The organism is Paenibacillus residui (assembly GCF_042677205.1).
Classification (GTDB): Bacteria; Bacillota; Bacilli; order Paenibacillales; family NBRC-103111; genus Paenibacillus_L; species Paenibacillus_L residui.
Genome location: NZ_JBHTIU010000012.1, coordinates 37,993 through 61,162 on the forward strand (window position 1 = coordinate 37,993; position 23,170 = coordinate 61,162).

Genomic DNA, 23,170 nt, shown 5'->3' on the forward strand with positions numbered 1-23,170 from the left:
TTTATCCCCCAGTATAAGTGTTGTGATATCGCTGCGGTCCGGCTGAGAGCATGGCTGGCCACCGCAGTCCGGATAAAGTTTTTTGCTAGTTGGTAAACAAGTGCTTGATCAGCTCTCGGTTTCGCTGTTTGAACAGCTCGTTATGCGAAGAAACCATCCCGTACGCCTTCGCCTCCGGGGAGATATACTGCTTCGCTTTGTTAACCGCGTTCGCGGCATCCTGGAAGGCACCTGCTATCAAATGCAGCTTCCCTGCATGATGCAGAATATCGCCGGCGGCATAGATGCCTTCCACCGAAGTTTCGCTCATCGGGCTCCCGGCTATGTAGTATTCATTTTCCATCGCCAGCTTCACTTCGCTGTTCTTAAGCAACCCGTTGTCGCGTTCATATCCGTGATTAATAATGACTTCATCTACCGCCAGCTCGAGCTTCGTCCCATCTTCAACGTGGTTCAGCACAACGGTACCGATCGTTTCGTGATCCGGTGCGGCCACCAGCCTGTCAATCGTCGTATTCAGCAGACAATGGACGGAGCTGTTCAGGAGCCGGGATACTTCGGCTTCATGGCCTTTCAGCATATCTTGCCGATAGGTTAAATAGACTTTCTTAGCGATGGGCTCCAATTCGTTGGCCCAATCCACAGCCGCATTGCCCCCGCCCGAAATTAGAACGGTCTTCCCCCGAAAACGGGCCAGAGATTTCACCGTATAATGCAAATTCGTGACCTCGAATCGTTCCGCCCCTTCAATATTTAACTTTGTCGGTTGTAAAATGCCTCCCCCAATGGCGAGAATAACCGTGCGCGAAGCATGCTTTCCCCCGGATGCCGTGTGCAGGATGAAGTGCCCGCTTTCGTCTTTGGAGATGGATATGACTTTCTCGCCAAGCACCACCTCCGGGCCGAAGGTCAGACCTTGCGCCACCATCTGCTCGATGAGCTGCGCGCCGGTCACCGGGGTCAGACCGCCGACATCCCAGATCATTTTCTCCGGATAAACATGCACCTTCCCACCAAGAAAAGGCTGAAATTCAATGATTTTCGTGCTCATCTCCCGCAATCCGCTGTAAAAAGCCGAGAACAGCCCCGCAGGCCCGCCCCCGATAATCGTTACGTCAAACACAGGGTATGTCTCCATCTTTCCGTCTCCTCTTGTTCCAATTTGTTAGCCTTCAATGCTGCCAAGTGATGCAAAGCTGCCCGCCTTATTTTTTTTGCAAATGATACTCATTCTCAATAGATTTCGGAATTATCGCCGTCCTCATAATACGGACAGCGTATTTAGCGTCTTGTTGGAATCAAATATGTAGGCTGGATTAGCTTCTTCTCGCGATTAAGGATTTTTATGCAAATTATGGTCCGGGTTGGCCCGAGCCGCTCCTTAAGCGGACGCTTCTTTGCGTTCCGCCTGCACATACGGCTGCTCATGATGGCCGCCGCCCTCTATCGATGCCAGCTCAAAAGGCAGGCAAAGCGGTACTCCCGTCCTCGGATCCGGAATGATGTCCGCTTCGATGCCGAACACTTCCCTTAGCACTTCCTGCGTCATCACTTCTTCCGGAGCTCCTTCGCTCACAATGCTTCCCTGCTTGATGGCAACCATATGGTGGGCGAATCGGGTGGCATGATTGAGATCGTGAACCACCATGACGATCGTTCGGTCCTGCTCTTCATTGAGACGCTGCAGGAGTTTAAGCACTTCCAATTGATGTGCCATATCGAGGAACGTCGTCGGTTCGTCCAGGAACAGCATATCCGTTCCCTGCGCAAGCGCCATGGCTATCCAGGCCCGCTGTCGCTGGCCCCCGGACAACTGATCCACAGGCCGATCACTGAAGGCGTTCATTCCGGTCACTTGAACCGCCCAGCGAATGATTTCCTTATCTTCTTTCGTAAGCGAGCCGAATCCCTTTTGGTGTGGAAACCGGCCGTAGGATATCAACTCGGATACCGTTAAGCCATCCGGTGCCACCGGATTTTGGGGCAGAATCGCAAGCTGTTTGGCGACGTCTTTGGTAGGCTGGCTGTGAATCGACTTGCCATCCAGATATACAGTTCCCCCATTTGGCTTCATGATTCGCACCATTGTTTTCAGAATCGTCGATTTTCCCGATCCATTCGCTCCGACCAGCGCGGTTATTTTCCCCTCGGGAATGGACAGGTTCAAGTTCTCCACAATCACCCGGTCGGAATAACCGATCGTCAGCTGTTCGGTGTATAAACGTTTCATGGCCACACTCTCCTTGTCAAGCTTCGCAATACAGGCGGACCAGCTTATCTAATTGATAATGATTATCATTATTGATTATTACCATATGCTGCTATCCTTGTCAACAGATCCAGACAATAATTAGCATAAATTTTTTACAGAATATAAGCCGCAAGCAAACAAAAAAACCTGACCTTGTCGTCAGGTTTGTCTTAAATCGTTTGTTCACTAAACAATTTTCTCCGATTCTGTGGAGATTACAGGTTTCTTATTCCGTTGATTGACGAAATCCGTCTTCATGTTCGGTCACCGTTTCCTGGCCCAGGCTGTTTAAAGCCTTCCAGCAGGAGAGAAATAACCGTCATCGTCTCTTCCAACGGCTGCCCTTCTTCCGGCATTTGCGCCATCCAGAGGGCGGCTTCGTTCATGGCCCCCGAGAGCGCATGGGTTAAAGCCTCGATAGATACAGGCTTCAGGTAGCCCAGCTGCTGCATCCATTGAAGCTGGTCGCGGAGCAGCCGCATAGAGTTCTGCTCATCCATCCTGCGCCAAGCATCCCAGCCAAGGACAGCGGGCCCGTCTATAAGCATTATTCGTTTGTTATGGGGTTCGACAGCAGCCGCAACAAAAGCGCGGCAGCCAAAAATCAACTGCTCCCACACATCCTCGCTCCTGGCTGCCTCTGATTCCACGCGCTCCGCGACTTCGCTTTGCACCGCTTCCAGCACTGCCAGAAATAATCCTTTCTTATTGCCGAAATGATGATAAAGCGCCCCGCGTGTCAGCTTCGCTTCCCGGACAATGTCCTCCAGAGCCGAATCCGTATATCCATATATTGTAAAGTGCTTCCTGGCCGTTTCAATCAGCTTGTGAATCGTTGCATTGGTTTCTTCCTTGTTTCTTCTCACTGTTCCATCTTTCTCCTGTTTATTTGTTTATTTCTTCCACCATCTCTTCGTCCTTGGGATATAGATTTCAGCTTTATGCATTTCTTCGTTAAAGCTTGCGACCACAGCTTGCAGCCGAATGTTCCCCCTCATCCTCCCTACATTAGCCTGTCATCTTCATGGGTCGATACCTTGCCGGCTACCGCTTAAGCCTGTCCATCAGTGTCAAGGCATCCCGATCTCCGGATTTCACCAATGACCTCAACCCGTGACGAACTATCCAGACGTAGTGCTCACCGCCGTCTTTCCCATTCTCACGCACCCATTCCAAGGTAACCTCCTTATAGTCCTTCGTCAAATCATTCAGATGGTTGGCTACCGATTTTCGGACATAGAAGGATGGATCATGGAGCAACGGCTTCAGCAAAGCCAGATTATGGGCGGGGTCGCCATGAATGACGCCAATTCTTCTTGCCCAGGGGAGCCGCGGTCGCGTTCCTTCACTGACCAGTCGGCGGACATGGAGGTTGACATCCTTCGTCCACCGGCCCAAAGTCCGGAAGCATTCATCCGGATAAGCGGCCAGAAATGGGCGTATGGCATATTCGGACGTATGCCGCTTGGTAATTTCGTACAGGGCATTCATGGAAAGTTTATAATGTCCAAGCCCGTACTTTTCCACAAAAAAAGCGACCGGCATCAGAAAGTAGCCATTCTTAAACATCCCCTCCTCCGTTTCATTCTCCGGTCCCAGGATACTTAAGAGGATGCGTAATGACTCCGGGTATTCCCGGGGCAAAGCCTTATGTAATTCATCGGTGATGAGAGCCACCCTTCCCTTAAGCTCGAGCGGTCCGACCTGACGGGCCACGGATTGAACGAAGGTTTCTGTTGGAAAATCCGGATAGTGCGGCCGGATTAGGCTGGCAAGATGATAAGCCAGTTCCTCGCCAAAATAATACTTCAATGCCACCGTATCGCCCATCACTTGACGCCCTCTTCAGCAGATGACCATATCTTCTCCACATATTGGACACTTTCTTGCTCCGACGGCGGAATGATCTTGATCACATCGATTAGAACGCCATTAGGATCACATGTTATAAAATGCCTCTGACCAAATTCTTCGTCCCGAATATCCAGCTCCAGTGGCAGCTTCTCATCCAAAATCAGCCTCTGATATTCCGCGTCCACATCATCCACCTCGAAATTAAGGATTAACCCCTGCGAAACCTTGCGGTATGCTGCCGGTATGGTTGGGTGATAAGCATCCAACAGAGCCAGCTCGAAAGGAACGCTGCCCCGAGTCATTCTTAGACTAACATACCATTCGGCCTCATAGACCTTTTCAAATCCAAAGTAACGGGTATAAAACATCGCACTTGGTGCTACCTTCTCCGTTAGAACGACCGGATAGAAGCTGTTAATTTTCATAATAACGTCCTCCTCGTATTGGAATTAACGAATTCACCTTAACATACATACAGTATGTATGTAAATAATTATTTTTAATTGTTATCAAAAAATTGTTCTCCCTCCTCATTAAATGGCCAGCAAAAATGGAGAGAATCGCTTCTCTCCATTCATTCCTTCACAGCGTCTGCTATCAGGGATACGAAACCCAGATTTCCTTCCTTGTTCCGATGATCATACCTGTAAGACCTATAAATAAAGCCTCCCTGCGGATCCCACTCACGGTAGTGAAACCGGCCCCCTTCATCGCAGTATTCCAGCAGCCGTACTTTAAACCCGGCTTCCTCGAACATTCGGGTCAAGCTTATATAGGTATGCACAATCTTGTGGCTGGCTGCGGGATGATCCTTGGGGCCCGGCCCTCCAATCTGAACCATATTTTGGTACCATTCATTTTGGAAAAAGCCGTCCGGAACGGCGCATCGAATGTATCCTCCATCGTTCAGGAAGTCATAACAAATCCTCGCAGCCTCTACTCCCTCTTCATACGTAAGATGCTCCCACACATGCTCGGCCAGAATCACATCCGCTTTTCTCGCATCCCCGAAGCTCTGCTCCCAATCGCGCCGTTGAAGTAAATTTAATTCGTCCTCCTGGGTTTGAATCCATCCCGGGTAATTTTGCGACGAAGCCCCGATAATGATCTTTATGGCTTCCGTTGGGGCTACATGAGTGAGATCGATCATAGGCAATCCTCCTTCCTTCCTCAGAAAATGTTGGATATCATCGTTGTTGCCAGTCTGCACTCTTGCCGGCTTTAGAACTTTATTCAAATCAGCCGGAGAAGTCCTGCCGATTTTACAAAGGCGTGAAGCCATGGATTCAATTGGTTTCAATCCGCATTCCCAATTCCTTCAATTCACTCAGCGCTTCCTCCGTATCCCTTTCGGGATTCAACAAGTGGACCATCTCTTCCGTAATGGGTGAATCCTCATAAAATCTTGTAACGATATCAATCGGAATCGGCATATCGAAGTAAGCTTCTGCCCAATCTGCGTAATCCTCCGCTGTTTCAAAAATCGTCCCCAGCAAAAATCCGGAGCCATCGTCTTCCCCAGGAGGAATATCCACCTCTCCGGTCCTCCAGACAGTGTCTTGGTTCTCACGCCATATGCAGAAGGTGACTTCTTCTTTCTCCAGTTCTTCCGCTTCCAATAAGGACAGCAGTGAAGCGGGGACCTCTTCGTAAATTCCCGGCCAAACCTCATATTCATCGCCGGCATGCGGACTTAATGCAGATTCGTGATCGAATCCTTTGATAATCGTGCCATCCTCCGTAAATAACGCAAACAAATGATCACCTGCACCGTTATCGATTTTCGCAAGCGTAACGCCCGGTGCCCATTGCGGGATATAGTGGTGGTATCGAAGCCATTCCTCCGGACACAGGATCAAGTCCAGAGCCGCCGCAACAAGCAGCCGTTTCCTCAGTACTTCGGGTGTAGCGAGCGATTTCAAATCTATCATATGATTGATTATCCTCCTTCTTCTTCAGCTGACCGGATGGTCCATCTCCCGATGGCTCCAGAGGCGCTGATCTTCCCAATCTTTATCATGCGCACCCACGAAGCTCCTAAGTTCCAGCAAGGGACCTTCAGCCTCCTTCATGCAGCCCCGCCTTTGCGACAGCGGGGGAGTTTTCCATAAGAGTATACCTTTGCCTCTATTGTTTTGCCGAGAAATACTCTTTTTCCAGAATAGAGAAATAAAATTGATCCGTCCAACGGTTATTCCAAAAAAGCTCTTCCTTAAAAACGGCTTCTTTAGTCATGCCGACATGTTCCATAAGTGCCGCTGAACGAGTATTGTTGGAATTGCACATACCAACGACTTTATGGGCTTGCAACTGTTCGAAGGCAAAGGTCAGTAAAAGCCCGGCCGCTTCCCTTCCATAACCATGCCCCCAATATTCGGGAAGCAGGGCAAACCCTATTTCCCAGCTCTTTCTATATTCGCTGTAGCTCCAAATTTGTGCCAATCCGATAGGCGTATTCCCCGTATCCTTGACTAGCCTTATAATAAAATCGTAGCTTGTCGCTTCATCGGCATCATTGATTTTTTGCAAATATTGTTCCTTAACCGCCTCTTCATCCGACTCTACTTCTTCTTCATAATGCCATAACTCTTCATCGCATTCTATCCTGCATATAAAATTCAAATCATGAACGGTCACTTTATCAAGGACCACTTGCTTTCCGATGATCTCCATGAAACATATCTCCTTTTTACTATAGGCCCCCTGCCGATAAATGATCATATCCGAATTTATTCCATATAGGTGGGCCAAGTCCTATGCAAGTATATTAAACTATTCTATCTTTCATTAGTAGTCCAAAAATGATCATATTCCGGCTTCCGCACGAAATTCTTTCCCTAGCCCAATCGGGCTTATTATGGTTTCTCGCTGCCTCCTGATTTAAGGGGATACCGGTTAGAAGGACTAGAGCGACGATCTTACTGAAGCTAAATGAAATTCCTTCCGCAAATGTTGGAAGTACAAAAAAACCCGCAAATCATGCGGGTTTAACTCTTGCTGTATGCCCTTATCTTCTATTCCCCCGGCAATTTGGAAGGCTCGCTGCCGAACCATTTCTTATACAAGGCTGCGTAAGTTCCGTCTTTGACGACGGCTTCAATCCCGAGATTAACCCTCCCGATGTATTGGTTTCGCTTCTTGGATACGACGCCATAGCTTTCTTTGTTCAGCATTTCCCCTACTATTTTCACTTTTCCGTCCCCGGATTTTTGTATAAAATCATGGGCATTGCGCTCGTCGAAAACTACAGCGTCTACCTTTTTATCCTTCAATTGATCGTAGGCTTCAGTTATAGAAGGGAAGCCTCTGATTTCCTTGATTCCCTTAATATCGCCGGTATAGGTATACGCCGTCGAACCGAGCCTGGTCGCTACCACCTTTCCTGCCAGATCATCCTCGGTTTTGATCATTTCGTTGTCCGAAGCAGTGAGAATGACCAGCCCGGTCTGAAAATAAGGGTCGGAAAAGGCAAATTTCTCCTTACGTGCGTTGTTGATCGTCATCCCGGCGATAGCAAGATCGACTTTGCCGGATTTAACCGCTTCATTTAATTCCCGGTATTCCATCGGAATCAGCTCGTACTTCAGGTTCGCTTTCTCGGCGATAGCTTGCCATAGCTCTACCTCGAACCCTTTGCCTTCCCCTGCTTCCGTATAAGTGAACGGACGGAAGTTGCTCTCTATCCCGACTTTGACCGAATTGTTGGTCGTACATCCTGCCGACAGGATCATCAGCAGTAGAAAAAAGCCGTAAAGCCCCCGCTTGCCAAGCATTCCAACACTCATCGCCTTTTACCCTCCTTGCTTAGTAAACATAGGTATTATTTGTTAATCGCTGGAAGGTTATGCACTATTCCTCTGACCAAACTCCATTTCGGGGGAATATGACTTGAGCAAAAAAAACAGCCCGGATACTGTAGAAACAGCATCGGGCGGTAAGCATATGTTTTATTCATTCTCTCAGCAAAGTTGGAATTAGCCTGTCGTTGTCCCCGTATATCTGGCCGTTAATTGTTCAATTTTTTCATTCAGCTCTGCCAGAGAAGCGTGATGTTCCGATGTAACCGGCAGCAGCGGCAGCCGGGGTTGACCGGTCTCGATGCCCCGCAGGCTCAAAATATACTTACAAGCTCCATATAAGGACGGGTAGCTCAGCAACTTCTTGATGATCTCGTTGATTTGATTCTGAAGCACCCGGGCCGCTTCAATTTGATTTGCCTCATAGTAACGGTTAAGCGTGCAGAAGAGCTCCGGCATGACGCCGTAAGTGCCCCCGATCCCTCCATCCGCTCCCATAATCCTCCCGGCCAGAAACTGCTCATCCGGCCCGTTAAATACAAGGAAGTGTTCTCCACCGGCCGCTTTGAATTGCTGTAACTCGAACGTGCTTTCTCCGGACATTTTCACGCCGATGACCTTATCCTGTTCAGCCATCCTTCTAAGCAAATTCATCGTCAGTTTGAACCCTGTCGTTTGGGGAATATTGTAAATAATGAACGGCAGGGAGGTGCTGTCGATCATCTGCTGCCAATGTGCTTCCACGGCCTTCTCCGATAGCCGGTAGTAAATTGCGGGGATGGCGGACACGGCATCCGCACCGCATTGCTCGGCATGCTTGCACAGCTCGACACTGTCCCGCGTGGAATTGGCACCGACATGGACGATTACGGTTAATTCTCCTTTAACCTCTTCCATGACCGCCTCCACCACCTGCCTTCTTTCGGCTACGCTTTGCAAAATTCCTTCCCCGGAGCTGCCTCCAACGTACAAGCCCCGGATGCCGGTCGTTACATAATACCGCGCAAGCTTCTTCACTCTGGCCAAATCAACATTTCCGGCTTCGTCATACGCGGAATACATGGCCACGTAGATGCCTGCAAACTTCGATGCCCAATCCATCTCCATCATCCTCTCATTCCTTTTCTTGGACAGAATAGGCACGCCGTGCCGTCTTCGACCGCGTCCGCTGTTAACCAAACCGGGCTCTTTTACAGCTACACGGCAATTTTGTAAACAATCTTACTCACCGGCTGCCCGCTTGCTTCCTTATCTGATTCATGGGCTCCGACCAAATGAGCATCCTCGGGAAAGCACAAGAGAAAGTGCCCCTTCTCTAAATAACCGCTGAATTTACAGGTCGCCGTCACTTCGCCGAAATAGATATCCGCTTCGGTGTCATAAGCCGTTGAATTGCTCAAGCAGTCAACAGGGGCGATCTCCACATATTCTTTACCTTCCAGAACAACGTGTATATCGATAAACCGTTTATGGGCCTCGTATCTTTTTTCTTCCTTGGGAACCGTGGTAAAAACGATCGTATTTTTCCGGAAGCCTGCCCCTTCTGCGAATTCCCCGTGCAGGTTGCACAGCATGTCCCGGATGGCTCCCATTAAACCCGGATGATCGAATCGATATAATCCGGCATTCGCGATTTTGTCATAAATCATTGAGCGGCAGCCTCTCGTCCGGTAATTTCTATGACGCTTACCTTCCTGTCTTCGGCAAGCGACAGAGTCAGGGCATCTGCCGTCGCAATGGAAGCTCTGGCGGCGGTTCCGTCCAGCAGCGGCTTGAATTCTTCCTCGACTTCCGCACCTTGCATAATGCTGTGGAAATAGGCCATTTCCTTCTTCATTATGCTGTTAAGCCACATCGGAGGCGTTAGACTAGGTTTGCCATAGGCGATCGCCCCGTCCGTTTCCAGCCCTATATAAATCCGGGTGCGGTCTTCGTCCTCCTCCTTCGATTCATGTAACAGGAACCTCTCTTCTCCCTCCGGTGTCTTCAGAACAACCTTGACATCCTGCAAATCGATCAAGATAGCTCCCAAGTTACCCTGGATTTTGACATAATGATCGCTCCATCTGAAGGCGGAGCCGTATTGCAGCGTCGCAAAGCGCTTGTTAGGGAACTCCAGCGAAATGAACAGCATATCCTCCTCATCGCCAAACTGCTCTCCCTGATGAGCAACATTTCCGCCTGTCATGCAAACTCTCTCCGCAGGTCCCATCAGAAACTGAATAAAATCCAGCTCATGGATATGGTGGTACAGATGGCCCCCCGAGATTTTCCGGATTTTCTTCCAGCTAATCTCCGGCTGCGCCTCCTCCCAACCATTCCGTTCGGCGTGGCAGAACAGAATTTCTCCGATTTTGCCTTCGTTAATCAATCTTTTGGCAGTCCGTACCCCATTCATAAAGTTCATGACATGACCGGCCATGAAGATAAGCCCCTTCTCCTTTGTTCTGCGGATCATTTCGCTGCAATCTTGATAGGACAGAGCAATGGGCTTCTCACAGAACACATGCTTGCCATGATCGGCTGCACACAAAACGGGCTCCTTATGGTAACCGTTTGGCGATGCGACGATGACCGCATGCACATCCGGCCTGCTGCACAGAGATTCTATGCTGGGCTCAATATCGCAATTCAATTCCTCGGCTAACGGTTCGGCATTAGCGGGATCATAAACCGCTACGACCCTTGCGCTTTCCAATTGATGAAGGATTCTTGCCAGACCCGCACCGAAATAACCTGTACCTACGACAGCATAATTAACTGTATTCATTTATAATGACTCCTTCCAGAATGACAAATTTACTTTACAGATCCTTCCGCCAAACCGCCGGCGATCTTCTTCTGTATCAGCATGAAGAACACAACCGAAGGCAGGATGACAATGACGGATGCCGCCATCATTTCTCCCCAATCGAGAATTTCCGAACCTGTCAAGGAATATAAAGCTACGGAAATCGGCATTTTTTCCGAGCTGTTAATAAGCAATAGAGCAAACAAAAATTCGTTCCAGGTGTTTATAAAAGTATAAATGGCAGTGGCAACTACGCCCGGTGCGACAACCGGCAGGACCACCTGGAGAAAAACCCGCAGCTTCCCTGCTCCATCAACCCTCGCCGCTTCCTCGATCTCGAGCGGAACCGTTTGGAAAAATCCGATAAGCATCCATATAGCGTACGGAATCGAAAAGGAAAGATACGTAATAACCAGACCGGTCCATGTGTTCACCAATCCTATCTTGATGATGATAATGGAATAGGGAACAGCAAGCAGAATCGGCGGAAACATGTACGTCGTAATTAACAGCTTGGTCATTTTCTTGCCAGTCCTTGGAAAGAACCGTACGATTCCGTAAGCCCCCAAGGAGGAAACGACAATCGTAATTAACGTCGCACATAATGAAACTATTAGACTGTTTTTGATATTCGTTGTGAAATTCAAATTGTTCAGCACTCTGCTGTAGTACTCAAACGTCAGTTCTTGCGGGAAGAACGACAGAGGGTGGCTGGCCATTTCCCCGGACGATTTGAACGAGGACAGAATGATCCAGATCAGGGGAAAGACGGCTGCGACAGCCAAAATTGAAAGAAAAAGATACAGCAACACTAGAGTAAATTTATTTTTATTTACACCGGCCATCATCGATCCTCCCTTTCCCATTTATTGAGCAGTCTGAAGTACAGCAAGCAGACAGCCAACAAGAACAGCAGCAGGATAACGGTTATCGCCGACGCCACTCCAAGCTGTTTCAGCCCCCACCCCGCCTTGTAAGCGAAGATAGGCAGCGTAGTCGTCAAGTCGGAGGGGCCTCCGCCGGTCAGCAGGTACAGGAGATCAAAGTTGTTGAATACCCAGATCGTCCTTAGCACCAGAAGCAATCCGATCACTCCCCGGATGTGGCGGATCGTAATCGCCCAGAACGACTGCCAGGCGGTCGCTCCGTCCATCAGAGCCGCTTCATACTGCTCCATCGGAATCGTCTTGAGCGCTGACAGAATGTTCACCATGAACAGCGGTGCTCCGAACCATATATTTATGAAGACGACGGCGCCGAATACGAACGCCGGATCAGCCAACAAATTCATATTCTGGTCCGTTATCCCGACTAACGTCAATAAATTCGGAACAAATCCATACACATCGTTAAAAATCCACTTCCATGAAAAAGCGATGACGATCGCCGGGAAAGCCCATGGAATAATAAGCAGCGTGCGGAAAAACCCCGGAAATTTGGGGATCTTGTTAAGCGCCAATGCCGCGGCAAAGCCTACTAATAATTGACCCGCTATGGACAGGACCGTCCATTTGATTGAATTAAGAAAGGCTCTATAGAAGTCCGCATTGGTAAGAACAAATTTAAAATTGTCGAGCCATACCCAGGAATAATTCAGTTTGATCAAGTTTTTAGACGTGAAGCTGAAATAAATACTTGAAAATATAGGATAAATTAACAATAGAATGACGATTAATATGGCAGGGAGGACAAAAAGCAGCCCTGTCACGTTCCATCTTTTCGCTTTTCCACCACTGGAAATCATCGATGTCACTCCTTCTTTGAAGGCTATTTCAAACAATCTCTCCTTCCTAAGCAAAGCTTAGTTAACCGTTGAACAAGTCTGTCTGCTCGATAGACTTCTGGATCTCCTCAAAAAATAGGGGGGACTTCCCCCTATTTTCAGTTGGCTAATTGAAATAAGTCATTAAGCTCTTTTTCCGCTTTCTGTGCCGCTTCTTCCACTGGCACGTTCTTCAGCACAACGTCCTGGAACATCTTCTCGATAATACCTTGGCTGGTAATAATTCCAGATTGCAGCGTCGGTTTGTACTCCATGCCAATCGCTGTCCCCTGATCGACAGCATCGCTGATTACTTTCACCGCGTGGCTGAATTTCTGGATCGTCGGTTCATTCAGGAATTCGGGAGCTTCCGCAATATCCTTCATGGCCGGCAGCATTCCTGCAGGAACCGAATGCAGAAACTTGATATACCTTTCCTTCTCGTACAAGCTTTCCACGAACGCCTTGGCAATTTCGGGATGCTTGCTGTTTTTCCATACAACCATCGGAATGTTGGATGTTTCTATGCCTTGGGCCGGGTCTTCCGCATTTACTTTCGGTATCGGAGCCGCATCGATTTTGTCCAACAGTTGCGGAGAGTTCGTTTCTACGCCGCCGATCTGGAAACCGCTGTTAAAGTCGAAGGCTGTTTTACCCTGGTAGTACAGAGTGGCCTGATCCAGCACCTTGAAATTGACGGAGCCGTTCGGAGAAGCTGCTTTATACATTTTGACCCAGTAATTAATACCGTCGATCGCCGCCTTGCTCGTCAGATTCGCCTTGCCGTCCTCCGTAATCAGAGTATCTCCGGCCGAGCGGACATACAGGTTCAGGAAGCGTGTCGCCATCATATCTCCCAGCCCCATCGGAACGGATAACCCGTAAACGTCCGGCGGATTGTTAATTTTGGTTGCAGCTTCATACAGCTCGTCCCATGTTTGCGGAACCTGCAAATTCGCCTGCTCCAATAAATCCTTGCGGTACCACATCACCTGGGCATGCGAGTATAGCGGGATGGAATAATTCTGCCCATCCAGATCCCCTTCTTTCAGAGGAGCTTCATAGAAGCGGTCCCGACCGATATGATCGATCACGTCATTAAGCGGAAGGATAGCGTCGGCATCCATCATCTCTACGACATGATTCGGCAATGCCGTGCTGACATCCGGAACTTGTCCCGACAGCAGGCCTGTCGTCCACTTCGTGTAAAACTCAGGCCATGCGAAGGTTTCGATCGTAATTTTAACCCCCGGATGCTCATCCATAAACGATTGCGCGGCTTCCCGCATGAAATCGTTTCTTGCCCCCTGGGTAAAAGAATGCCATAGCACGATTTCGCCTTTTAAAGCTCCATCGTCACCGGCTGCCGGCTGCTCCGCATTTTTGCCGCAGGCCGTCGTCAAGAGAACCATGGCGGCTGTCAATATAAGCGGCAGTTTTCTTTTCATGTGCAGTGACCCCTCTCTGTAATCAAATAATGCTACTGCTTCACACACGGATTACCCTTGAAGAATGCGGTGCAAACGGCCTGTCCCTCCCTCAATCAGTATCCGCTTACACCATATTCAATATACGGTATTGAAGTGTGCTTGCTTGACCTTCCATGTCTTTAACAATATCAAACTGCAGAGAGGGCTTGAATATAGCAAATCAATCAATCCTAGCACTAATCGATCATACGATCCTGTTTTACCCAACTAATCTCTCGCAAGCTGTCTGTATGAATGAGGGGATACGCCGAAATGCTTCTTGAATAATCTGGAGAAATAGTTCGGGTCCTCAATCCCGACCATGTAAGCAATATCCGAAATTCGCTCGTCGGTTTCCAGTATTTTTTTGGCTGCTACAACCATCTTCAGCTCAATCAAAAATTCACTCGGTGATTTGCCGGTATGCCGTTTAAATAATCGGCGGAGCGAAGAGGAGCTGATGTGTACCATCTTGCTCATCTCTTCAATACTGATATTCGAATGGTAATGGTTGATCATATAATCGAGGACGATTTCCACCCGATTATCATTCTTGCTGTCCGTCTTTAATTTCTTAGGCTTGCGGGTTCTATTCGGAGACGCCTCCGATTGGTTGACCATATAACCGACAATAAGCTCCAGATACCCTCTCAGAAGAAAGTTTTTTCCCCGGCTGGGGGCATTCTTTTCCTTAACCATCCACTCAAAATAACGGCCGATCTGGGGATCGTCGCACTTCACTTTCGTGTCGAAGCCAAGTATTTCCGACCATATCGTGCTGTCCTGCAGCGGAAAAGCAGCCGTAAAGCGGACACTCGTAAAAGTAAATTCATCCGACAGCGCCTCGCAAAACAAGGTGCTTCCCTGCGGAATATAGACCAGCTCATCCTGCTCCACCTCATATGTCATCTCATCAATAATGAATTTGGCCTTCCCTTTGTGAATAAACCGGATCATCGAATAAGGAAGCATTGTTTCGTAATAAGTCCATTTTTTCGGAAAAGAGTACTTTTCGGCATACAGGTAATTTAATCTGAGCGCCATCAGCAAGCTGTTATCCGTCATGAAATCCACCCCTGTTTTTTGCGATTGCAGGTTTTTCTAACCACTCATTATTGCGATATAATTAGGGTTAGCATAAAAAACCTCCTTATCCACATAGTGGACAGGAGGCGCTATTGAATCGGGAAGCACTCCCTTCCCATTCAAAAATTGATAATCCAAAATTTCAGCATAATATTGTGAGCCATTCGAAGATGATCTAGCTTCTAGATCTCGAGGCTTTCGCCGATACCTAACGCTTTCCCTTCGATTCCGACCTCTTTCAGCATGTCAACGAAGCGGTCGGGATCCTGAGCGATAACCGGGAACGTGTTGTAATGCAGCGGGATGACCTTCTTGGCCCGAACCCATTGTGCAGCAAGGACCGCATCTTCCGGACCCATCGTGAAATTGTCGCCTATCGGAAGCGCGGCCGCATCGATCCGGTTTAATTCCCCTATCAGCTTCATGTCCCCGAACAAAGCGGTATCTCCGGCATGGTACAGCGTTTTGTCCCCCATCGTCAGCAGAATTCCCGCGGGCTGTCCGGCATACAGGAAGCTGTCGCCTTCCCGCAGGGAAGAGCCATGGAAGGCCAATGTAAACTTGACCCTGAAACCGTCGAATGAATAAGAACCGCCAGTGTTCATCGCATGAACCTTGGCTCCTTTCTGCTCGCAGTAGCTTGCCAGCTCGAAGTTGGCAACAATGGGACAATCATTCGCTTTGGCAATTTCCAGAGAATCGCCAAAATGATCATCATGTCCATGCGTCAGCAATACGGCATCTACGCGAAGGTCGGCAGGACGGATCCCCGAAGCGGGATTCCCCGATATGAAGGGATCGATAATAACCCGAGTTCCTTCATGTTCCGCCAGCAGACACGAATGCCCGTAAAACGTGATTTTCATTGTTATCCTCCTCTTTCCATCCAAATTCATTCCTTCTACCATTCTAATTAAAGACGGGGGCAAACTCAAATTATCTGCCGCTAGCCAGCCTCAGTACGCGAATGTCCATGAACCGGCGCCGTCCTTCCAGGAATAACCGGTTTGCCCTTGGGTAAAGCACCGAACAATACCCAGGAATGCTTCATATACTTCTGCGCCAGCGCCACAACTCCCCAGGATGCTCCGAGAGTAACCGCAAATCCGCCGGCCACATAAGCGTAGTATAATTTCGGATTATAGCTGGCGGGAAGCAGGGAATAATAGAACAAAATCCCCGCATGAATGATATAGATTCCAAAGGAGGCCATGCCAAGCCGATACAGAACAGTTGTCCAGAAAGGGCTTAGTAAACGATAGAGCCCGGCCGAGAGCTGAAGCAGGATTAACCCGGATGTATAGCTATGTAAGAACCATAGACCTTCGTATACCAGTCCATGGGCAAAAACATCGTAAGCCCTGGTCCGATACCACAAGTACACATGGCTTAAGCTCGCGCCCGCCCATACTATCCATAATGGAATCCAATAGAAGGCCTGCCGGCTTAACAGCTTTTTCCAAGTTACTTCTATCCAGCCTTTAATGGCATGATAATGTATTCCGAAGAATGCCCCGAGCAAATAATTGGACATATAGCTCGTCGCCAGAAACGATTTATCCGCATAATTCCAATAGAAATAATCCAGCAGAACAAAGATCCATTGAAGCACCAGACCGATCCAGATCAAATGCTTGGCCAGAAGCTTAATCCGCTGCAGAAGCCAAAGGAAGAACGGAAACAATAAATAAAATTGAATGCTTATGAAAATAAAATACAGATGGTAAAACGCTTTCCCCATCACCAGAGCAGACCAAAAATCGGCCAGCGATACATTCTGAAAAAACTGATTCCAATCTTCCCCATAAGAATAGTACATCTGGATCGTATAATAATAAATCGAGCAAATCAGGTAAGGTACAAGTATGTATAATAATCTTCGCTTATAAAAGGTGGCGATCAGCTTCTTATCCATCTTGCGATCATAATAACTGTAAAAAAGAACGAAGGCGCTTAGAAAAATAAATGTCGTTGTCCCAAATCGGTTAAATACATTAATGAAATTGAAGAATTGATACATGAATGATTGTTTATCAATGATTTCTCCAATCGGAAGGGATGAGACATGTACGAGTATTACTCCTAGAATGGCCAACGCTCGAACGATGTAGATGACATGGATTTGCTCCTTCTGACTCGTTCTTAGGTGACCCAAACCGGCCACTCCCCCTTTGCTGCGGTTCAAGAGTGCCTGTTGCTTGATAAGCCTTTCATTAATGAATACAATACCGCAAATCGGCGGCTAAGCCTTCTTGACCCGATGATTATTTAAAAATGATGTCTTTCTCCCGCAAGGTCAGCTTCCTGGCCGCAATGTCGAGCACAATTTTGCCGCTCGCAAGCCCCCAGATTCTGCTGGCGAACCGTTCAGCCAATTCCACATTGTGAAGCGTACAGATGATCGTCACCTGCTTCTTGCGGCTGATGTTCCTCAAATCTTCCATCACCCGGTTAGCGGATTCAGGCGGCAAGCCCGTGACCGGCTCGTCAGCGAATAAAATCTCGGTCCCCTGGACGAGTGCCTGTGCAATGGCGATCCTCTGTCTCTCTCCTCCGCTTAGTTTGGATGTCTTCTCCCTGGCCTTATCCAGCAGTCCCACATGCTCCAATAAATCCATAGCCTCGAGATGGTCGTCCTTGGCTGCAATTCTTGTTAGAAACCGGAAGACAGACGTATTTTTATAGCGGCCGCTCAAGACATTCTGGATGGCCGTCGAATTCAGATTCAAATAAGGTTTTTCCTCAATCATGGCCCATTTACGCCGCATCTTCATTTTCTCGACAAAGTTCAATTCCGTAATGTCGCTGCCTTCATAGATGTACTGCCCTTCGCTCCAGGATTCCTGCAAGGACAAACAACGGAGCAAGGTCGTTTTACCGCTGCCGCTTCCTCCAAGGATGGCGATGAAATCCCCCTTGTCCGCTTGAAAGCTTATCTTGGAAAGCACTTCGTGCCCGGATTCAAATCGTTTGGTAAGATTGCGTACGATGATCATTCGCGAGCTCCTTTTCTCTCTATATTCGTGTATAAGTATGGCGTACCTGCTATCATCTCCTGTCAGCTCTTTGATACCTTTTACCCTTCGTCGAAAGTTTTGATACCTCTACTCTCTGTAGAAAGTTTTGATACCTCTTACCCTCCGTGGAAAGTTTCGATACCTCTTACTCTCCGTAGAAAGTTTTGATACCTCTTACACCTCCGTAGAAAGTTTTGATACCTCCTACCCTTCGCCGAAAGTATGGAAGGATTTTTGCCATGGAGACAGGACCGTTCGGTTTCATAGAAATTTTACCATTAACCGGCCCATAATCCTAGAGCCGCAGCAACAATCGTATGACAATCGTAACAAAGTAGTCATAACACAACACTCGGGAAGCATTCTACATAAGTTAAATACTCTACGTTAATACTCCAGCGTCCGATTTAGCAAACCTGCACTTTTAGGGCTGCTCCTCGAGATCTAACTTACTCGGTTCCAACAAACTGAAGGAACGGGCGAACGAACCCAACCCGTCCCTTCCAAAATCCGCTCAGCCAGCACTTCCCTTTTCTTTCGCTATCAGCCTCCATTATACTGCTAACGCGCAGATTCAGTTGGAATGGCTGTCTTCACATCTCTTGGACTGTTATCCCCTTTGTTCAGGAACCGTACCCACTTCCTAATTTTCAAACACTCCACTTAGCTCACTTGATTTGTTGATCTACTCTCCCCTGCCTCTGACTGTTATCCCCTCTGTTCAGGAAACGTACCAGTTTCTCAATTTTCGGCTGTTCCCTTTTAGCACATTTCATTCGATGATTGCCACCTCTACTTGCCTTTGACTGTTATCCCCTTTGTTCAGGAACTGTACCCACTTCCTAATTTTCAAACACTCCACTTAGCTCACTTGATTTGTTGGTCTACTCTTCCCCTGCCTCTGACTGTTATCCCCTCTGTTCAGGAAGCTGCACCGCTCCTTGATTCTTCAACTGTTCGTTTTGCCGGGCTTGATTCGTTGGACTGCTCTCACTCTGCCTCTGACTGTTATCCCCTCTGTTCAGGAGGAGTACCCCTACCTGCTTTCAACCTCTATCCCATATAATCGGTTGGCCTACTGACACTTCCTTGCCTTATAACACTTCGTTCATTCAAATTGGAACCGATATCCTTTCACTTCAGGAAACCTCAATGTTCCTCTAAATTGGTAAGTCTTTTGTTTTTTAATCAATAATTCCTACTTTTTCTAACCAAGTTGAGATGTACCAGGCGCTGCAGTAGACTTTATGAGCTAATGGGAAAATTACAGTTCTGAGTCATTGGGATAACGGACAAAAGTGTGGTCGAGTCGCGTATCTGAGCTATTGGGATAACGGTCAGAAGGCTGATTGAGCTGCGTATCTGAGTCATTGGGATAACGGACAAAAGTGTGTCGAGTCGCGTATCTGAGCTGTTGGGGTAACGGTCAAAAGGCTGTTTGAGCAGAGTAGCTGAGCTGTTGGGATAACGGTCAGAAGGTTGATTGAGCCGCTTATCTGGGCTGTTGGGATAACGAGCAAAAAACCGATTGAGCTGCCATGTCTGAGTCAACAGGATAATGGTCAAAAGAATGGTTGAGCTGCATGCTGTAGGAGCTTCCAAATCAAATGAGCCTGTATTACGGAAAATGATAAACAAATTTCAGACTCCTTCTGAATCCATAAAGCTGTAGTAAAATCATTATTCACAGTGCTGATCGGCCACCGTCATGGCACCTAGATCTGAGTGGCACCTTACGCGGAGCTTCAGCATTATTAACTGTAAGATTTACCGATCGACATAGCCAGCAGCTCGGCAATATCATAGGTGGCCATTTCATCCTCCTTGCCCAGCGCCTTCGTCCCGTCGCCAAGCATTGTCAAGCAATAAGGGCAGGCACTTGCGATTACTGTTGGTTGAACTGCCGCAGCCTGTTTTGTCCTCTCGACATTAACTCTTGTTCCTTCCCTCTCCTCCAGCCACATCAGGCCGCCCCCGGCGCCGCAGCACATGCTGTTATTTCCGCTCCGTTCCATTTCTACCAGCTTCACGCCTGGAATTGCCGACAAAACGATACGAGGCGCATCATAAACGCCGTTATATCTTCCCAAATAGCATGAATCATGGTATGTCACTCTTTCCTCTAATGACTGCGTCGGCACGATCCTTCCCTCTTGGATCCAAAGCGCAAGAATCTCTGTATGATGATAAACCTCTATTCGGGGAGACAAGCCAAAATCAGGATATTCGTTCTTGAATGAATGGTACGCATGCGGATCGATCGTGATGATCTTCTTGACCTTATACTGATGGAACAATTCGATATTGCTGCGAGCCAGCTCCTGGAATAAATACTCATTCCCGAGCCGCCTGGCGGTATCTCCGGAATTTCCCTCTTCGTTCCCTAAGACAGCGAATGATATTCCGGCTTCGTTCATAATCCGGATCATCGACCGGGTAATCTTCATGCTTCTTTTATCATAAGAGCCCATAGAGCCGACGAAAAATAAATAATCGAATTCACCGGCCTCCTCAATAGAAGGAGCGTGGTCCCCGTCGACCAAGCCGCTCATCCAGCCGCTCCGTTCACGCCGATGGATGCCCCACGGATTGCCTTGACGCTCAATGTTGTTCAACGTCCGCCCCGCTTCGGAAGGAAGCTTGCCTTCGGTCAGCGCCAGATAACGACGCATATCCATAATCATCCTCACATGCTCGTTGGCGACGGGACACTGGTCCTCGCAGTTCCGGCAGGTTGTGCAGGCCCACAGCTCCTCTTCGGTAATGACATCCCCTATCAGGTTAACCTCCGAATCTGACTCCGCCTTCACCATTTCTGCAGCCTTCATCCTTCCCGATCCGGCGCCGGTGCGGCTGCCAGCCTCTGCCATGGAACGAGACGAAAGGGCGACACGATTCGCTTCCGAATTCGCAAAGGCGAAAGCGGGCATCCAGGGGGTGCGTGACGTGATTGCTGCTCCACGGACGGTCAGATGATCGCGCAGCTTCACGATCAATTCCATTGGAGATAACATTTTGCCGGTAGTGGAGGCCGGGCATACATTCGTGCAGCGTCCGCACTCCACGCAGGAATATAAATCAAGCAGTTGATTGCGGGTAAACCGCTCAATACGACCTACTCCGAATTCCTCGGCGGTCTCGTCCTCCAGATCAATCGGCTTGAGCTTGCCCGGCGGCCCCTGCGTTCTCCAGAATAGATTAAACGGAGCAAACAGCAAGTGAGCATGCTTGGATTGCGGCACATAGACAAGAAAGGCCAACAATATCAGGAGATGAAGCCACCAGAATAAATAAAACAGCAGCTCCGCCGCGCCCGGTCCGATTCCACCCGTCCATGCGGCGATCGTGGAAGATACAGGACTATAGACGGAGAACGGCTCCCCCTTCCAGATTGCCCGCATGCTTTCCGTCAGCAGCAGCGACAGCATAAGGCCGGTAATAAAGAGCAGAACGACAGCCGGCTTCCAGCCCCGCTTCAGCCTTTTTAATTTTTCAATATATCGGCGGTAGAACGCATAACCCACCGCCAACAAGATAAGCACAATCGTTATTTCCTGCAGCAGTACAAAATAGCGATAGCCGCGGCCAAGCGGCAGATGATGCTCCGGCGCAAGTCCCCTAATCAGCAGATCGAGCGCACCGAATTGAAGAACGATAAATCCGTAGAACATGACGAAATGCATCCAGCCGCTGCGCCTGTCCTTCATCAAAGTCCTATGCCCAAGCATCTGAACCGCAAGCTCGCGAAAGCGTTCCCCGGTTCGGGCTTCCTCCGTCTCCTCTCTTCCTAACCGGATAAATAAATAACGACTGTACATTACATGAGAAAACAGGAACACTGCATAACCAACTGCCACGACAAAACCGATCCAATGAAGCCATGCCCATCCGGTCACAGGTTTCACCCGCCTTCCCCTAAATCAATCGGTAGGATCCGGTACCGAACGAACCGATCACTCCTTCCTCACTGTACAAGCTGGCTTGAGTTGTAACGATTTTGCGGGAAAGATGCAGCACTTCCCCTACTGCATAATTCATCCCTTTCTTAAGCGGTGCGACATAATGAACGTTCAGATTGGTCGTTACGATTCTGTCATTGGGCTTGGCGAGCATTGCCGCCAAACCCATGACGTTGTCCAGCAGAGAAGCATGGACCCCTCCATGCAAAATCCCGATATGGTTCATATGTCTGTCGCAGGCTTCCAAAGAGATGACCACCTTGCCATCCGCGAAGCTTACCAGCTTCGCCCCCAGATCTTCCCAGAACGTTCCTTGCACGTCCTGTTCGAGCTTCCGGGCCAAAGCTTCCCAGTCCAACGGCTCGTTCATCTCAGGTCCTCCATCGTTATGTGGTTGGTCCGGGGAGAGATTCCCTCTGCCCTAAGCGCTCCCCGGCATAAAGCGATCAAGCTTAGCTTCGTTTCCTGCGTATACACATCCAGTCCCATTTCGATTCTTCTCAGCGCGGTAAATCCGACCATTCCGAACAGGGCGCTAGTTAAAGTAGGGATGCTGATTGCCGGGTCAATCCAGCCTTCCCGCTGAAGCTGTTCAAAGAATTGCTCCATAGTGCGGAAATAACCGCAAATTCGCTTTTGGATATCCTGATGAAGCGACTTGGTCCCCCATGACTTACTCATAAGCAGTTGGCACAGCGACTGCTCCCGGTCAAAAAATTTCAAATGCACCTTCAGCAGCTTAACCAGCATCTCTTCGCGGGAAATCCCACTGCGGATTACCGGCTGGATCTGACCGAGCAGCCGTTCGATCCCTCTCTCTACGACATATAAGAACAATTCCTCTTTCGTTGGAAAGTAGTAGTACAGCGTTCCCTTGGACACTCCTGCCAGCTCGGCGATGGAATCCATCGTTGTCTCGCTGAATTCCTGATGGGCGAAAGCCGTCAGCGCTCCTTCGCAAATTCTTTCCTTTTTCGTCCGGGTATCCATATCTTTCCCTCTTTGCGCGGACTGGGGCGTTCCGTTATTCCGGTTTATCACCCCATCCGAAGAACCTTTCCCGGGCTTACCGGCTCTCCCGTTCACTCCGGCTTGTTGTCCGGACGCCGTATTCTGCACGTCCTCCAGATCTTGCAGAGCCATTCACAGCCCTCCTTCCCGATTGCCCCCGATGCACCCTTATC

At 48.7% G+C, this 23,170-nt stretch carries 22 protein-coding genes; all 22 read right to left on the minus strand.

Annotation, left to right across the window (positions count from 1 at the left end; translation table 11 throughout):
- Window positions 1–85: 85 nt before the first annotated feature.
- Complete coding sequence (locus tag ACFQ03_RS04200) at window positions 86–1,138, minus strand: NAD(P)/FAD-dependent oxidoreductase (RefSeq protein WP_144933808.1); 1,053 nt, start codon at window positions 1,136–1,138, stop codon at window positions 86–88.
- 243 nt (window positions 1,139–1,381) lie between these two features.
- Window positions 1,382–2,230, minus strand: a complete 849-nt coding sequence (locus tag ACFQ03_RS04205) for an ABC transporter ATP-binding protein (RefSeq protein ID WP_144933809.1) — start codon at window positions 2,228–2,230, stop codon at window positions 1,382–1,384.
- 275 nt (window positions 2,231–2,505) lie between these two features.
- The gene (locus tag ACFQ03_RS04210) at window positions 2,506–3,117 is read right to left on the minus strand and encodes a TetR/AcrR family transcriptional regulator (protein ID WP_379286277.1); all 612 of its coding nucleotides are present in this window, start codon (window positions 3,115–3,117) and stop codon (window positions 2,506–2,508) included.
- Between the two features lie 178 nt (window positions 3,118–3,295).
- The gene (locus tag ACFQ03_RS04215; protein ID WP_379286453.1) at window positions 3,296–4,081 is read right to left on the minus strand and encodes a DNA alkylation repair protein; all 786 of its coding nucleotides are present in this window, start codon (window positions 4,079–4,081) and stop codon (window positions 3,296–3,298) included.
- Entirely contained in the window at window positions 4,081–4,530 is a 450-nt protein-coding gene (locus ACFQ03_RS04220; protein ID WP_144933811.1) for a VOC family protein, read from the minus strand. The genes ACFQ03_RS04215 and ACFQ03_RS04220 overlap by 1 nt, the downstream gene beginning before the upstream one ends.
- Before the next feature lie 149 nt (window positions 4,531–4,679).
- Window positions 4,680–5,255 (minus strand): class I SAM-dependent methyltransferase, encoded by a 576-nt coding sequence (locus tag ACFQ03_RS04225; protein WP_144933812.1) that lies wholly within the window; start codon window positions 5,253–5,255, stop codon window positions 4,680–4,682.
- 136 nt (window positions 5,256–5,391) lie between these two features.
- Complete coding sequence (locus ACFQ03_RS04230; RefSeq protein WP_379286280.1) at window positions 5,392–6,036, minus strand: hypothetical protein; 645 nt, start codon at window positions 6,034–6,036, stop codon at window positions 5,392–5,394.
- Window positions 6,037–6,232: 196 nt separating this feature from the next.
- Window positions 6,233–6,778, minus strand: a complete 546-nt coding sequence (locus tag ACFQ03_RS04235; RefSeq protein ID WP_144933814.1) for a GNAT family N-acetyltransferase — start codon at window positions 6,776–6,778, stop codon at window positions 6,233–6,235.
- Between the two features lie 341 nt (window positions 6,779–7,119).
- Entirely contained in the window at window positions 7,120–7,890 is a 771-nt protein-coding gene (locus ACFQ03_RS04240) for a transporter substrate-binding domain-containing protein (protein ID WP_379286283.1), read from the minus strand.
- 189 nt (window positions 7,891–8,079) lie between these two features.
- Entirely contained in the window at window positions 8,080–9,003 is a 924-nt protein-coding gene (locus ACFQ03_RS04245; RefSeq protein ID WP_144933816.1) for a dihydrodipicolinate synthase family protein, read from the minus strand.
- A gap of 95 nt (window positions 9,004–9,098) precedes the next feature.
- Window positions 9,099–9,551, minus strand: a complete 453-nt coding sequence (locus ACFQ03_RS04250) for a YhcH/YjgK/YiaL family protein (protein WP_144933817.1) — start codon at window positions 9,549–9,551, stop codon at window positions 9,099–9,101.
- A complete protein-coding gene (locus ACFQ03_RS04255; protein WP_379286286.1) occupies window positions 9,548–10,672 on the minus strand; it encodes a Gfo/Idh/MocA family protein in 1,125 nt (374 codons plus the stop codon). Before ACFQ03_RS04255 ends, ACFQ03_RS04250 begins: the two co-directional genes overlap by 4 nt.
- 29 nt (window positions 10,673–10,701) lie before the next feature.
- Window positions 10,702–11,538, minus strand: coding sequence for a carbohydrate ABC transporter permease (locus tag ACFQ03_RS04260; RefSeq protein ID WP_222126605.1), 837 nt, complete (start codon window positions 11,536–11,538; stop codon window positions 10,702–10,704).
- Window positions 11,538–12,437 carry a carbohydrate ABC transporter permease gene (locus ACFQ03_RS04265; RefSeq protein WP_144933820.1) on the minus strand — a complete coding sequence of 300 codons (900 nt, stop codon included), beginning with the start codon at window positions 12,435–12,437 and terminating at the stop codon, window positions 11,538–11,540. The genes ACFQ03_RS04260 and ACFQ03_RS04265 overlap by 1 nt, the downstream gene beginning before the upstream one ends.
- A 137-nt stretch (window positions 12,438–12,574) precedes the next feature.
- The gene (locus ACFQ03_RS04270; protein WP_144933821.1) at window positions 12,575–13,903 is read right to left on the minus strand and encodes an ABC transporter substrate-binding protein; all 1,329 of its coding nucleotides are present in this window, start codon (window positions 13,901–13,903) and stop codon (window positions 12,575–12,577) included.
- 249 nt (window positions 13,904–14,152) lie between these two features.
- Entirely contained in the window at window positions 14,153–14,989 is an 837-nt protein-coding gene (locus ACFQ03_RS04275; RefSeq protein ID WP_144933822.1) for an AraC family transcriptional regulator, read from the minus strand.
- A 203-nt stretch (window positions 14,990–15,192) separates the two neighbouring features.
- A complete protein-coding gene (locus ACFQ03_RS04280; RefSeq protein ID WP_144933823.1) occupies window positions 15,193–15,876 on the minus strand; it encodes a metal-dependent hydrolase in 684 nt (227 codons plus the stop codon).
- An 80-nt stretch (window positions 15,877–15,956) separates the two neighbouring features.
- The gene (locus ACFQ03_RS04285) at window positions 15,957–17,165 is read right to left on the minus strand and encodes an acyltransferase (protein WP_186328235.1); all 1,209 of its coding nucleotides are present in this window, start codon (window positions 17,163–17,165) and stop codon (window positions 15,957–15,959) included.
- A 109-nt stretch (window positions 17,166–17,274) separates the two neighbouring features.
- On the minus strand, window positions 17,275–18,006 hold the full coding sequence (locus ACFQ03_RS04290; RefSeq protein WP_144933825.1) for an ATP-binding cassette domain-containing protein: 732 nt from the start codon (window positions 18,004–18,006) through the stop codon (window positions 17,275–17,277).
- 1,775 nt (window positions 18,007–19,781) lie between these two features.
- Window positions 19,782–21,923, minus strand: coding sequence for a (Fe-S)-binding protein (locus tag ACFQ03_RS04295; protein WP_379286455.1), 2,142 nt, complete (start codon window positions 21,921–21,923; stop codon window positions 19,782–19,784).
- 19 nt (window positions 21,924–21,942) lie between these two features.
- Window positions 21,943–22,356, minus strand: a complete 414-nt coding sequence (locus ACFQ03_RS04300) for a PaaI family thioesterase (RefSeq protein WP_144933826.1) — start codon at window positions 22,354–22,356, stop codon at window positions 21,943–21,945.
- Window positions 22,353–23,129 carry a TetR/AcrR family transcriptional regulator gene (locus ACFQ03_RS04305; RefSeq protein ID WP_260982008.1) on the minus strand — a complete coding sequence of 259 codons (777 nt, stop codon included), beginning with the start codon at window positions 23,127–23,129 and terminating at the stop codon, window positions 22,353–22,355. The genes ACFQ03_RS04300 and ACFQ03_RS04305 overlap by 4 nt, the downstream gene beginning before the upstream one ends.
- Between the last annotated feature and the right edge of the window lie 41 nt (window positions 23,130–23,170).

Coding starts and splice junctions, on each gene's coding strand:
- ACFQ03_RS04200 (WP_144933808.1), bottom strand. CDS start 1,138: ATGGAGACATACCCTGTGTTTGACGTAACGATTATCGGGGGCGGGCCT.
- ACFQ03_RS04205 (WP_144933809.1), bottom strand. CDS start 2,230: ATGAAACGTTTATACACCGAACAGCTGACGATCGGTTATTCCGACCGG.
- ACFQ03_RS04215 (WP_379286453.1), bottom strand. CDS start 4,081: ATGGGCGATACGGTGGCATTGAAGTATTATTTTGGCGAGGAACTGGCT.
- ACFQ03_RS04220 (WP_144933811.1), bottom strand. CDS start 4,530: ATGAAAATTAACAGCTTCTATCCGGTCGTTCTAACGGAGAAGGTAGCA.
- ACFQ03_RS04225 (WP_144933812.1), bottom strand. CDS start 5,255: ATGATCGATCTCACTCATGTAGCCCCAACGGAAGCCATAAAGATCATT.
- ACFQ03_RS04230 (WP_379286280.1), bottom strand. CDS start 6,036: ATGATAGATTTGAAATCGCTCGCTACACCCGAAGTACTGAGGAAACGG.
- ACFQ03_RS04235 (WP_144933814.1), bottom strand. CDS start 6,778: ATGGAGATCATCGGAAAGCAAGTGGTCCTTGATAAAGTGACCGTTCAT.
- ACFQ03_RS04240 (WP_379286283.1), bottom strand. CDS start 7,890: ATGAGTGTTGGAATGCTTGGCAAGCGGGGGCTTTACGGCTTTTTTCTA.
- ACFQ03_RS04245 (WP_144933816.1), bottom strand. CDS start 9,003: ATGGATTGGGCATCGAAGTTTGCAGGCATCTACGTGGCCATGTATTCC.
- ACFQ03_RS04250 (WP_144933817.1), bottom strand. CDS start 9,551: ATGATTTATGACAAAATCGCGAATGCCGGATTATATCGATTCGATCAT.
- ACFQ03_RS04255 (WP_379286286.1), bottom strand. CDS start 10,672: ATGAATACAGTTAATTATGCTGTCGTAGGTACAGGTTATTTCGGTGCG.
- ACFQ03_RS04260 (WP_222126605.1), bottom strand. CDS start 11,538: ATGGCCGGTGTAAATAAAAATAAATTTACTCTAGTGTTGCTGTATCTT.
- ACFQ03_RS04265 (WP_144933820.1), bottom strand. CDS start 12,437: ATGATTTCCAGTGGTGGAAAAGCGAAAAGATGGAACGTGACAGGGCTG.
- ACFQ03_RS04270 (WP_144933821.1), bottom strand. CDS start 13,903: ATGAAAAGAAAACTGCCGCTTATATTGACAGCCGCCATGGTTCTCTTG.
- ACFQ03_RS04275 (WP_144933822.1), bottom strand. CDS start 14,989: ATGACGGATAACAGCTTGCTGATGGCGCTCAGATTAAATTACCTGTAT.
- ACFQ03_RS04280 (WP_144933823.1), bottom strand. CDS start 15,876: ATGAAAATCACGTTTTACGGGCATTCGTGTCTGCTGGCGGAACATGAA.
- ACFQ03_RS04290 (WP_144933825.1), bottom strand. CDS start 18,006: ATGATCATCGTACGCAATCTTACCAAACGATTTGAATCCGGGCACGAA.
- ACFQ03_RS04300 (WP_144933826.1), bottom strand. CDS start 22,356: ATGAACGAGCCGTTGGACTGGGAAGCTTTGGCCCGGAAGCTCGAACAG.
- ACFQ03_RS04305 (WP_260982008.1), bottom strand. CDS start 23,129: ATGGCTCTGCAAGATCTGGAGGACGTGCAGAATACGGCGTCCGGACAA.